Source organism: Mesorhizobium sp. M0633, from assembly GCF_040320645.1.
GTDB lineage: Bacteria > Pseudomonadota > Alphaproteobacteria > Rhizobiales > Rhizobiaceae > Mesorhizobium.
The window spans coordinates 1-12,050 of record NZ_JAMYQC010000065.1 but is presented as its reverse complement, the minus strand read 5'-3'; the positions used below and the strand labels follow the sequence as shown (position 1 = coordinate 12,050).

Genomic DNA, 12,050 nt, shown 5'->3' with positions numbered 1-12,050 from the left:
TGGCTCATGCTGTGCTGCTAACTACGCTCGAAAGGACGACCTTAAGAGCGCAGCTTCGCTACCGGGCCATGCTCCCGCAAGGCGGCCCTCGCCGGAGGCGTACTGGCCAAACACAATTCCTCCCGCTGATGCTTGAGGCAAGCAAAGGAGGCTCGCCTTCAACCCAAAAGCGACTGCATATTGGTCCGGATATACTAATGGCAGGTGAAACTGGCTCAACGCCGACGCTACCGGCACAGGCAACGGAAGCCGTGAGCCGGTCGCGGTGCCGGAGCCGTGAGACTTAGTCCATATGCGCGGCAGGCGCGCCACCGGCGGGCGGCGCAGCCTTTGGCTTGCGCAGCAGGAAAACAAAGGGGACAGCAAGCAGTGTCATCATCATCAGCAGCTTGAAGTCATTGACGTAGGAGATCATCATCGCCTGGATATTGACCATGCGATCCATCAGCGACAGCGCCGTCGGATCGCCGCCCGCCGCTGCCGGCGATGCCGCCCAGAGGTTGGGATTGAACGCATTGATATAGGCCGAGAGCTCGGCGTGGTTGATCTGCGTGTTGCGTACCAGCAGAACCGTCACCACCGATACGCCGATCGACGAGCCAAGATTGCGCACCAGGCTGAACAGCGCCGTTGCATCGGTGCGGAAGCGTGCGTCGAGCGTGGCGAAAGCCACGGTGGACAGCGGCACGAACACCATTCCCATTCCAAGGCCCTGGATGACGCCGGAGCTGAGGATAAGCCAGTTGTCCATCTGCGGCGAAAAGCTCGACATCGTGTAGAGCGATTGCGCGGTCAGCAGGAAGCCGATGACGACGAGGATCCTGGCATCGATCCTGTGCATGATCCGCCCGACGAACAGCATCGCGATCATCGTGCCGACACCGCGCGGGCCCAAGACGATGCCTATGGTGAGGGTCGGATAACCGAAGATGGTCGACAGCATTGGCGGCAGCAGCGACATGCTCGCCAGGATGAGCACGCCCATGACAAAGATGAACGCGAGCCCGGTGACGAAATTGCGGTCGAGGAATATCTTCGGGTCGATAAAGGGGTGCTCCGCCGTCAACGTGTGGATGGTGAATACCCAGAAACCGGTGATGGAAAGACCAAGCTCGATCCATATCTCGATCGAGGAAAACCAGTCGACCTCGCCGCCGCGATCGAGCATCAGCTGCAGCGCGCCGACACCGAGCGAGAGCATGGTGAAGCCGAAGAAATCGAAGCTGCGCACGCGACGGGCGACGCTGGGAAGATATGCGGCCATGCCAAGGAAGGCGATGATGCCGACCGGCAGGTTGATGAAGAACACCCAGCGCCAGTTGAAATTCTCGGTCAGCCAGCCACCCAGCGTCGGGCCAAGGATTGGTCCCAGCATGATGCCGGCGCCCCAGATGGCCATGGCCTGGCCGTGGCGTTCCCTAGGGTTGATGTCGAGCAGGAAGGTCTGCGACAGCGGCACGATGGCCGCGCCGAACACGCCTTGCATGAGCCGGAACAAAACGATGGTCTCAAGGCTCCAGGCGATGCCGCACAGCATTGAAAAGACGGTGAAACCGACCACGGCCGTCAGGAACAGCTCCTTGCGGCCGAAGCGGTCGGCAAGCCAGCCGGTCACCGGCGTCATGATCGCCGCGGCAACGATGTAGGAGGTCAGCACCCAGTTGATGTTGTCGGGGGAGGCGCCGAGATCGCCGGTCATGGTCGGCAGCGCAACGTTGGCGATCGTCGTGTCGAGCGCCTGCATGATCGTCGCAAGCATGAGCGCAACTGTGATCAGGCCGCGGTGCGGTACTTCGCGAAAGGGTTCTGGGCTGCTCATGACCTAAAACTTCCAGCAGGTAACAAAAACGTGTACATTAGGTTTCCGGACGGCGAGGCCCTCGCTGTAGAGAGACCCTCATCGCGGTGGGACGCGAGCATCGATGTGGGGGTTACATCGACTGAGCGTCTCGACAAGCGGGCGCCTGCCGCCCGGAAACCTAAGGACCGAAGATCCTGCGCGGCGTTGTCTGCTCAGGCAGGCTACAGCGCAGCCCGTCCACGCATTCAACTTTTCCTGCGCCTCCCTCGGACCAATCCTGCATCCATCTCGCTGTTTGCTATGCGGCCGCTACCAGGCCTCTTTACCTGGCCTCGCCTGCCGTGGCGCGGCCGAAAATGCTCGGCAGCCCGCGGGAAACGCCGGTGTCCACCGTGACCGTCGCGCTCATGCCGGTGCGCAGCGCCGTCTTGGCGTCGGCATCGGCCAATTCCAGGCGGACCGGAATGCGCTGCGTGACCTTGACCCAGTTGCCGGTGGCGTTCTGCGCGGGCAGCAGCGAGAACTCGGCCCCGGTGCCGGCGCCGATCGCCTTGACGGTGGCTTCGAACGTCTTGCCCGGATAGGTATCGACCACGATTTCGGCCTTCTGGCCCGGCTTCATGTTGGTGAGCTGGGTTTCCTTGAAATTGGCGTCGACCCAGGTGTCGCCGGTCTCGACCAGCGAAAACAGCGGCGTGCCCGAACCGACATACTGGCCGACCTTGAACGAAGCGGCCTGGCTGATGATGCCGTCGGCAGGTGCCTTGACCGTGGTCTGGACCAGATCATAGGCCGCCTTGTCGCGTGCGGCGAGCGCCGCCATTACCGTTGGATGCTTGTCGGTCTCGATGTCGGGATTGCCGCCAAGTGCCGCCTTGGCGCTGGCGATCCCTTGCTGGGCCACGGCCAGCTGCTGCTTCGCCTTGTCGAGGTCGTTCTTGGCTTCGTCCAGAGACGACTTGGCGTTGATGCCCTTGCGGGCAAGGTCGGCGGCGCGGTCATATTGCGACTGCGCGTACTGGACCTGGCTTTCGTCGGACTTCTCCTGCGCCAGCGCCTGGCTGTAGGCCGCACGCAGCTGCTCGACATTGAGCCGTGCGCCAGCCACCGCCGCGTCGGCCTGGGCCAATGCGATCCGGTAGGGCTCGGGATCGATAGCGAACAACACGTCGCCCTGCTTGACAGACTGGTTGTCGAAAATGTCGACCTGAACGATGCGGCCCGCCGTATCGGCGGCTATCGACACCTTGGCCTGCTGCAGATTGGCGTTCTCGGTCTCCTGATAGCGGCCGCCGGTCACCCAGACATAGCTGCCGCCGGCGATCAACGCAGCGGGCAGCACAAACATCAAAAGGAAGCGGCCGGCACGGCGCTTCTTCTTCGGCGCCACCGGCGCCGGAGCTATCTGCGGAGCGACCGTTACCGGAGCTGCCGCCGGCTTCGCGGGAGCTTCCATCTCCAGCTTGGCCGCATTCTCATCTAGTTTGGCTACCGCGTTCATGCTGCTGCGCCTTCCGTATTCTTCACTTTTTCCGAGGGCGGCGTCTCACCATCTGCAAGATTCTGCACCATTGTCTCCAGCGCCCTGACCAGGACGTGGCGATCTTCCGGCGAAACGCCAACGAGCGATTCCTCATAAACCTCGCCGGCAAGGCTCTTGACGTGGGTGTAGGCCGCGTTGGCCTTGGCGGTCGGGAAAATCATGCGCACTCGCCTGTCGGTTGCGTCGGGACGGCGCTCGATCCAGCCGCCCTCCTCCATGCGATCGACAAGACGCGAGACGCTGATCGGCTCGATTTCGAGAAGCTCGGCAAGCCGCGCCTGCGCGACACCCGCCTCCTTGGCGACACGTACCAGAAGCCGCCATTGCGCCGAAGAAAGGCCGAAACCACTGGCGCGCGCCTCGAAGCGCTTGCGCATCAGGCGCTGCACGTCGTGGATCAAAAAGCCCAATCTGTCGATGCCGTCGGAAACCATGAGCGACATATATAATAAGCGTGCTCATAATTCAAGGAGCCGGATTGTGCCAGAAGCCGGCAAGTGTGCATGGCAGTCACATCATGAGCGATTGCGAATGAGCATCGTGACCACGAAGAAAGCACCGAACGAACTGGTGATGATGCCGATCGGCAGTTCCTGCGGCGGCAGCAGCGTGCGCGCGAGAAGATCGCTTGCCAGCAACAGCACCGCTCCGAAGATAGCGCAGGTTGCGATCAGGCGAAGGTGTAGCGGGCCGGCAAGGGTCCTGGACAAATGCGGGATCATCAGGCCAACGAAACCTATGACGCCTGCTACCGAGACAAGGATTGCTGTCGAGAAAGCGGCGACGAGAAATGTCATCCTGCGCATCCGCGCAACCGGCACACCGAGGCTTTCGGCGGCATTCTCGCCGGCCAGGAAAGCGTCGAGCCGACGATGGTTCCAAAGTCCATAGACAAGGATGGTGCCTGCGCCCAGAGCAGCCAGCCCGATATTGTCCCAACGCGCGAGCCCGAGCCCGCCCATCGTCCAGAACAACACCGAGTGAGCGGCGCGCTGGTCTCCGGCAAAGACGAGATAGTTGGTCAAGGCGGTGAACATGAAGGAGACAGCAAGCCCGGCGAGGATCAGCCGTTCGGGGCCTTGCCCCCTCACCCGCGAAACCAGCAAAAGCACGATGCCGGCGGCTAATACGCCGCCCGTGAAGGCCGCGACCGGCAACGTCCAGATGCCGAAATGGTCGCCAAAAATGGTGATGACGGAAACCGCGCCGGCCGCCGCTCCGGACGACAGGCCGAACAGGAACGGATCGGCGAGGTCGTTGCGCGTTACCGTCTGCAGCAGCGCGCCGATGACGCCCAGCCCGGCGCCGACACAGATGGCCATAATCGTGCGCGGCAGCCTGAGATCGACAACGATCTTGGCAATCGGGATCTTGCCGGCCGGACCGGACACGATGTCTCCGTCCAGCCCGGCCGCATGTCCGAGCGCAGCAATCACGTCGCTCAGCGCGATGACCGTCGATCCATAGGCAATCGACAACAAAGCAAGAGCAGCAATTGCTGCTGCTCCTGCTGTCATGGCCAATTCGAACGCTCTCTGGCGCAAGCTCAGAAAGCTTCCGGGTGCATCGCCCTGGCGATCTTGCCGATCGCCTCGATGTTGGCAGGCCCAGGTGTCAGTTCGGCATAGCGCAGCGCGACGAAGCGTTCATTTTTGACCGCATCAGTCTCCTTCATCGCCGGATGGGCTTTGAGGAAATCGAGCAGTTTCCTGTAGCCGCCGCCGTCCTGGTAGTCGAGCAGGATAAGGAATTGCGGATTGCGGGCCGCCACCGTCTCCCAATCCGTATTGCCCCAACTCGTCGCCATGTCGGCCATGATGTTGTCGCCGCCGGCAGCAGCGATCATGGCGCTGGGGTTCGCGAACTTGCCTGATGTGAAAGGTCTGTCTTCGCCGGAGTCGTAAAGAAACACGCGCGTACCCTTGCGGTCGCCAACCTTCGCCGTGATACCGGCGAGTTGCGTTTTCCAGCGCGAAACAAGCTTTTCCGCCTCTACTTCCTTGCCAAAAATCTTGCCCAGCTTTTCGACGTCGCCATAGAGCAGGTCCATCGAGGCGGCGGGGCGGTTCTGGTCGAGATGGACGCAGCTTTCCGTCAGCACCAGCGTCTTGATACCGTACGGCGCCAGCGTATCGGGCGTCACCTCGCCACCTGGCTTCATGCCGTAATACCAGCCGGCGAAGAAGAAATCGGGCTCGACGGCGACGAGGTTTTCGAGCGTCGGGTATTTCGGTGCGAGTTCCGGGATCGCGCCCTGCTCAGCCTTGAATTCCGGACCGACCTTGTACCATCCGGTGATGCCCGTCAGGCCGACGATCGACGGTTGCAGCCCCAGCGCGAAGGCCATCTCCGCCATGTTCAGATCTTGGATAACGGCGCGCTTCGGCGCGGCTTCGAACGTCAGCGGCGTGCCGCAGCTGTCAACGGTCACGGGAAAAGCGAAGGCCGCCTGGGCAAGCAGTAGGGAGGCAAAGGCGTTTCACGAATGTTGCTCCTTGGTCAGATCAGGATGGGAAGAGGCACGGTTAGGAACGTCGAAGATCGTAAGTTCGCGGTCCTCGGTGGGATGGCGCAGCCGAAGCACGTCGACGCCGAAAGTCTCGCGGATCAATTGCTTGGTCAGCGCCTCGTGCGGACCGGCGAGTGCCTGCAGGCGGGCCTCGTTCATCACCGCGACCCTGGTGGCAAATGGCGTGACCAGCGACAGATCATGAAGCACCGCCACCACGGTCATGCCAAACTGCGATACGAGTTCGAGAAGGTCGCTGCGGGCGCGCGGATCGAGATGATTGGTCGGTTCATCGAGGAACAGGATTTTGGGCTCCTGGGCGATGGCGCGCGCCAGCTGGGCGCGTTGCCGCTCGCCACCGGATAGCGAGCCGATTGTGCGGCCGAGCAGCGGCATCAGGCCGGTTCTGCGAAGCGCTTCGATGACGATGTCGCGTTGCTCGCTCCTTCGTCGCATGCCCGCATGGGGGACGCGCCCAAGCTCGACATAGTCGATCACGGCAAGCCGCGGGTCGGGCTGATCGGTCTGGCCGACGACCGCCATGTGCAGCGCCCGCTCGGCGGCCGAAAATCTCTCCAGCCGGCGTCCGGAGAATCTCACATCTCCCGCGCTTGGCCGCAGCGTACCGCAGAGCATGCGCAGCAGCGTCGTCTTGCCGGCGCCGTTAGGGCCGATGATGGCGAGGCGGTCGCCCGCCGCTAGCGAAAGGCTCACCGCACTAACCAGGCGCTGGCCATTTGCCGTCGCACTCAGTTCGCGCGCTTCAAGAAGAGGCTGGGAGGCGTCCAACTTACCGTCACTTTCTCAATGGCGACGGAAGGAAGCTGGACGGACCGGCCGACAAGACCGATGTCCACGTCTCCTCCCGGCACACCCCGTCCGGTCAACTCATGCTGATGGCAGGTCTCCTGGCTCGCGGGTCTTTGCGCCATCCTGCCTTCCCAGCCTTGCCGGCCAGTGGCACTTCGGATCTTGCTAACCGCTTACAGTTGCGGGGGCAGCCACGGCCTCGATCCGAAGACCTCACCGTGTTCCCTTTTCACCCCTTGCCTTTCGACTCGGGGACCATCACTCAGCCACCCTAATTTTCCGCCACTCACAGCGCAATAAATTTTCGGAGTTCGGACAGCCGCTGGAGCAAGGGTCTTGTCAGAAGGAGTCATGCATACCTCGTAATGTAATAACATTACGTACCTAGAGGACGTTGTCTGCTTCTGTCAACCCCCAACACGATTTGGGACAAATGGCTGCCGGCATCTGGGCGCGAGGTCGCCGATGCGCCGGAATTCGATCCCTGTAGCGGCAAGGCTGGAAATTTGGATACCGGTCAAAGTGTGAGGCGCGGCAGGCGACCCCGAAGCGCAGGAAGCGCTGCTACCGCTTGTGACGAGCATGCAGAAGATCGGCGTTCAGATGCTCAGACTATCGATCTCATCCAGGCGGAAAACGCTTCGATATGCGCTTGTCGGGGGTGATTGGCTACGCAGGCAAGGTAAAAGCCATAGCCTGGCAGACAGAGATCATGTGCCTTGACTAGCCTGCCAGCCTCGAGTTCGCCACTGACGACCACATCGCTGCAGATAGCGATACCTTGGCCTGCCGCTACCGCGTCAATCGCGTGCAGCTCTTCGCGGAAGCTTAGGTCCCATGCCTGGTTGGCATTGGGGATGCTGGGATCGATCGAGCGTGCGATCGCCAGCCATCGTTGCCAAGTCGGCGCTTCCGGGTCGCGGTTCGTCCAATTGAAATGGATGAGCGGGTATTGCAGCAGATCGGCGGCGCGCTCGATCTGTCGGTCGCCTCCTGCGAACAACTCCGGGCTGCATACCGGAAAGAATGCGTCCCGAAAAATTTCCTGCGCGGGAACATCCCGCGGCATCCTGCGCGCATAGCGGATCGCGACGTCGGCGTCACCGGCTCGCAGGTCCAGAACGGCGTCTGTCCCGATGATCTCCAGTGGAATGTTCGGATGCTGTTCGCGCCACTTCGACAGGCGCGGAACCAGCCATCGGCTGGCAAATGCATTTGGGCTCGTCACGCGCAACGGGCGTTGGCCAACTCCGGCCGAGGCTGATGCTATTGCCGCAGCGAAAGCGTCGAAGCCGCTGCAAATTACCGGGAATAGCCGTTCGCCCACGCCTGTGAGCACGAGCGGTCGTGGGCGCCGCCGGAACAGCAGTTGCCCACAGACCTCCTCCAGCAATCGAATCTGGTGGCTGATGGCCGTTGGCGTCACGCCGAGTTCCGTCGCGGCCTTCCTGAAGCTCATCAGCCTGGCAGCGGCTTCGAAGGCGCGAAGCGACCCGAGCGGCGGAAGTTTTCTCATCCAGGCAGTTTAGATGAATTTAGCTCATCCAGCGACTGAGATATTCGATTTTGCAGCGAATGGCGCCGCATGAGATCATTGTGATCCGGTGAACGACAGCGGCCTGTCCAACCGTGCTGAATCACGAAGGGTATCCCTCGATGAGCATGTTCAAGCTTATAGACGGTTCCGAGCCGACGTTGCAGGCGCCAGATATCGCCCGGCTCAGGCAGGCGATTAGCGGCGATCTGATCCTTCCGGACGACCCTGGCTATGACCAGGCGCGCAGAGTTTGGAATGGCATGGTCGATAAGAGGCCGGCGGCTGTTTTCTATTGCGCCGAATCCAGCGATGTCGTCACGGCCGTCAACTTCGCCCGATCGCAAGGCTTCCTCGTCGCCGTCCGCGGCGGTGGTCATAACGTCGCCGGCAGTTCGGTATGCGACGGCGGCTTGGTGATCGATGTGTCACGCATGAAGCGGATCGAAGTCGACCCGATCCGCCGTGTTGCGCGCGCAGAGGCCGGCCTGAACCTGGGCGAGTTCGACGCAGCCACACAGGTCCATGGTCTTGCGACGACCATGGGTGTCAACGCGGATACCGGCATAGCCGGACTGACACTCGGCGGCGGGTTCGGCAAGCTTGGCCGCAAACATGGACTGAGCTGCGACAACCTTGTCGCTGTCGAAATCGTGACAGCGAACGGCCGGTTGCTCACGGCAAACGCGGCCGAAAATGCAGATTTGTTCTGGGGCATTCGGGGCGGCGGCGGCAATTTCGGAATAGTCACCACCTTCGAATACAAGCTCCATCCCGTGGGTCCGCTCCTCATCGCGGGATCGATGCTATACCGCTACGAAGAGGCACGCGAAGCGATGCGGTTCTATCGTGCGTTCTCGAGCGGCGCCCCGGATGAACTGAGCCTGGATGCAGCACTTGTGACGGCGCCCTCGGGCGAACGCCTCTTCAGCATATCGGCGTGCTACATCGGCCCACTCGACGAAGGCCAGCAAATCATTCAACCTCTGAGAGAGTATGGCACGCCAGTTGAGCGCCGGATTGCTCCTGTCCCCTATCTTCAAATCCAATCGGCCGGGGACAGCCTCTTTCCGCGCGGGCGGCGCTACTACTGGAAGGCGCAGTTCATGCGCGAAATCACAGATCAGGCGATCGATACCATGCTTGCGGCTTACATGACTGCACCCAGCGAATCGCTTCTAGTCCTGCAGCAGGTTGGCGGCGCCATCTCGCGAGTACCGATGGACGGAACGCCCTACGCCAACAGAGATGCACTTTACGATTGCTTCCCGATATCGATCTGGGACAATCCGTCTGACGACGAAACGCACATCCGATGGGCGCGCGACCTGTGGGATGCAATGAGACCGTTCTCGACCGGCGGCGTCTACGCGAATAATCTCGGCGAAGAGGGCACTGATCGGGTTCTGGCGGCTTACGGCGAGAATTATCCGAGGTTGGCCGCACTAAAGAACAAGTATGATCCCACCAATTTCTTTCGCTTGAACCAAAACATCAAGCCTGCGACCTGAGCGACCGCCCCAGGCCGATGCTCGAAATTCTGCGGCGCTGCTACAGCTCCAAATTCCAGTTCTGGCCGACCAGATCCTTGCCGAAGGAATGGTGGCGCTCCTCGTTGGTCAATTTAAAGCCCGCAGCCTCATAGATGTGGCGAGCGGCGGCGAGCACGCCGTTGGTCCACAGCGTCAGTGTCCTGTAACCCCTGGCGCGGCAAAAGCCGACACATTCCTCGACCAGCCGCTTGCCGATGCCGAGGCCGCGCGCCGACGGCTCGACATAGAGCAGACGCAACTTCGCCACCGCGTCCGACTGGCGCACGACGAAGACCGAGCCGACGACCTCCCCTTCCCGCTCGGCGATCCAGCTGCGTTCCCATTTCGGATCGAAGGATTTGACGAAGGCACCGAGGATTTCGGCGACCAGCGCTTCATAGGTTTCGTCCCAGCCATATTCCTGCGCGTAGAGCAGGCCCTGGCGATGAATGATCCAGCCGATGTCGCCGACTTGCAGAGGCCGCAGCATATAGGGAATTTTGGGCTCGGCGCTTCCGCCCAGCAAACGCTGCACCGTCTGCATGGCCTTGACCAGCCTGTCCTGTTCGGCAACCGAAAGCCGTTCGAGCAAAGCCGCGACCTGGTCGTGCGAACCCTGGTTCAGCGGCGCGAAGGCCTGCCGCCCGGCCTTGGTCAGCGCGATCGACGAGCGCCGCGCATCCGCCCCGATCGTGGCGCGCTCGACCAGATTACGCTCCTCGAACTTCTTCAGCAGCCGGCTGAGATAACCGGCATCGAGGCCGAGATCGCGCGCAAGGTCGGTGGCGGTCAGGCCATCGCGATGCGCCAGCTCATAGAGCACCCGCGCCTCGGTCAGCGAGAAGGTGCTTTTCAGCAGCCCTTCGTCGAGCAGCCCGATCTGGCGGGTGTAGAAGCGGTTGAAGGCCCGCACCGCGTCGATCCGCTCCTTGCCTGGGTGATCATGAATGGTCATGGCATCCTCCTCCCGGCAAGATCAGCGATTTAGTTGACTTAGTCAAGTATCCGTTTGAAGCAATTGTCCTGATGATGCTCACCGGGCGCCTTGACTCGCGCGAGTTGCCAGCCTATTTCAGCGCCACGTTAGCACTCCCCCAAGATGAGTGCTAACCACATGTCCGGCGCCGCCGGACGGAGGAACTGTTCTCACCATTCTCATCGAGGAATAAAAAATGGCAAAGTCGAAGTTCCGCCCGCTTCATGACCGCGTGGTCGTTCGTCGGGTCGAATCCGAATCCAAGACCGCGGGCGGGATCATCATCCCCGATACGGCTAAGGAAAAGCCGCAGGAAGGCGAGATCATCGCCGTCGGTTCCGGCGCCCGCGACGAAGCCGGCAAGCTCGTTCCGCTGGACGTCAAGGCCGGTGACCGCATCCTGTTCGGCAAGTGGTCGGGCACCGAAGTCAAGCTCAATGGCGAAGACCTTCTGATCATGAAGGAATCCGACATCATGGGCATCATCGGCTGAATATCGGCCTCACCCTCGTTTAAATCTTCGGGCTCAATCCAAGCCCCTGCCAGGAGCTAAAAATGGCTGCCAAAGACGTAAAATTCTCCCGCGACGCTCGTGAGCGCATGCTGCGCGGCGTCAACATCCTCGCCGACGCGGTGAAGGTCACGCTCGGCCCCAAGGGCCGCAACGTCGTCATCGACAAGTCGTTCGGCGCACCGCGCATCACCAAGGACGGCGTCACCGTCGCCAAGGAAATCGAGCTTGAGGACAAGTTCGAAAACATGGGCGCGCAGATGGTCCGCGAAGTTGCTTCGAAGACCAACGACATCGCCGGCGACGGCACCACCACCGCGACCGTTCTGGCACAGTCGATCGTCCAGGAAGGCCACAAGTCAGTTGCCGCCGGCATGAACCCGATGGACCTCAAGCGCGGCATCGACCTCGCCGTCGCCGACGTCGTCGCGACGCTGATCAAGAACGCCAAGAAGATCAAGACCTCGGAAGAGGTTGCCCAGGTCGGCACCATCGCCGGCAATGGCGACGTGTCGGTCGGCTCGATGATCGCGGAAGCGATGCAGAAGGTCGGCAATGAGGGCGTCATCACCGTCGAGGAAGCAAAGACCGCCGAGACCGAGCTTGAAGTCGTTGAAGGCATGCAGTTCGACCGCGGCTATCTCTCGCCCTACTTCGTCACCAACGCCGAGAAGATGGTTGCGGATCTGGAAGACGCCTACATTCTTCTCCACGAGAAGAAGCTCTCCAACCTGCAGGCCATGCTGCCGATCCTCGAGGCCGTCGTGCAGACCTCGAAGCCGCTGGTCATCATCTCGGAAGATGTCGAAGGCGAGGCCCTGGCCACGCTGGTCG

11 protein-coding genes, 1 pseudogene and 1 riboswitch are annotated in these 12,050 nt (G+C 61.6%); of the genes and pseudogenes, 4 read left to right on the top strand and 8 right to left on the bottom strand.

Annotated features, from left to right (window positions below):
* Positions 1-283 precede the first annotated feature (283 nt).
* From NKI47_RS33710 to NKI47_RS33685, 6 genes are all read right to left on the bottom strand, one after another.
* Positions 284-1,819 carry a DHA2 family efflux MFS transporter permease subunit gene (locus NKI47_RS33710; protein WP_352579230.1) on the bottom strand — a complete coding sequence of 512 codons (1,536 nt, stop codon included), beginning with the start codon at positions 1,817-1,819 and terminating at the stop codon, positions 284-286.
* Between the two features lie 304 nt (positions 1,820-2,123).
* On the bottom strand, positions 2,124-3,302 hold the full coding sequence (locus NKI47_RS33705) for an HlyD family secretion protein (RefSeq protein ID WP_352517859.1): 1,179 nt from the start codon (positions 3,300-3,302) through the stop codon (positions 2,124-2,126).
* Positions 3,299-3,778: a MarR family winged helix-turn-helix transcriptional regulator gene (locus tag NKI47_RS33700; protein ID WP_352517870.1), complete on the bottom strand. Its 480-nt coding sequence runs from the start codon at positions 3,776-3,778 to the stop codon at positions 3,299-3,301. The genes NKI47_RS33705 and NKI47_RS33700 overlap by 4 nt, the downstream gene beginning before the upstream one ends.
* A gap of 81 nt (positions 3,779-3,859) precedes the next feature.
* Complete coding sequence (locus tag NKI47_RS33695; protein ID WP_352595887.1) at positions 3,860-4,861, bottom strand: FecCD family ABC transporter permease; 1,002 nt, start codon at positions 4,859-4,861, stop codon at positions 3,860-3,862.
* A gap of 29 nt (positions 4,862-4,890) precedes the next feature.
* Positions 4,891-5,805 carry an ABC transporter substrate-binding protein gene (locus NKI47_RS33690; RefSeq protein WP_352595890.1) on the bottom strand — a complete coding sequence of 305 codons (915 nt, stop codon included), beginning with the start codon at positions 5,803-5,805 and terminating at the stop codon, positions 4,891-4,893.
* Positions 5,806-5,823: 18 nt separating this feature from the next.
* The gene (locus tag NKI47_RS33685) at positions 5,824-6,642 is read right to left on the bottom strand and encodes an ABC transporter ATP-binding protein (RefSeq protein WP_502898121.1); all 819 of its coding nucleotides are present in this window, start codon (positions 6,640-6,642) and stop codon (positions 5,824-5,826) included.
* 92 nt (positions 6,643-6,734) lie between these two features.
* Positions 6,735-6,938, bottom strand: a riboswitch (cobalamin riboswitch).
* A 135-nt stretch (positions 6,939-7,073) separates the two neighbouring features.
* Here NKI47_RS33685 and NKI47_RS33680 point away from each other — a divergent pair.
* Positions 7,074-7,191 (top strand): annotated as a pseudogene (locus NKI47_RS33680) (AraC family transcriptional regulator); the annotation flags it as partial.
* Between the two features lie 79 nt (positions 7,192-7,270).
* On the opposite strand, the gene NKI47_RS33675 reads toward NKI47_RS33680, so the two are convergent.
* Positions 7,271-8,179 carry a LysR substrate-binding domain-containing protein gene (locus tag NKI47_RS33675; protein ID WP_352517858.1) on the bottom strand — a complete coding sequence of 303 codons (909 nt, stop codon included), beginning with the start codon at positions 8,177-8,179 and terminating at the stop codon, positions 7,271-7,273.
* 140 nt (positions 8,180-8,319) lie between these two features.
* Here NKI47_RS33675 and NKI47_RS33670 point away from each other — a divergent pair, with 140 nt between their 5' ends.
* Complete coding sequence (locus NKI47_RS33670; protein ID WP_352595881.1) at positions 8,320-9,708, top strand: FAD-binding oxidoreductase; 1,389 nt, start codon at positions 8,320-8,322, stop codon at positions 9,706-9,708.
* A 40-nt stretch (positions 9,709-9,748) separates the two neighbouring features.
* On the opposite strand, the gene NKI47_RS33665 is transcribed toward NKI47_RS33670, so the two are convergent.
* Positions 9,749-10,684 (bottom strand): bifunctional helix-turn-helix transcriptional regulator/GNAT family N-acetyltransferase, encoded by a 936-nt coding sequence (locus NKI47_RS33665; protein WP_352595879.1) that lies wholly within the window; start codon positions 10,682-10,684, stop codon positions 9,749-9,751.
* 217 nt (positions 10,685-10,901) lie between these two features.
* Here NKI47_RS33665 and groES point away from each other — a divergent pair, with 217 nt between their 5' ends.
* Together groES and groEL are read left to right on the top strand one after the other, a co-directional pair.
* Complete coding sequence (gene groES, locus NKI47_RS33660) at positions 10,902-11,198, top strand: co-chaperone GroES (RefSeq protein WP_006203049.1); 297 nt, start codon at positions 10,902-10,904, stop codon at positions 11,196-11,198.
* 62 nt (positions 11,199-11,260) lie between these two features.
* The coding region (gene groEL / locus NKI47_RS33655; RefSeq protein WP_352595876.1) for a chaperonin GroEL at positions 11,261-12,050 on the top strand (790 nt) is incomplete at its 3' end.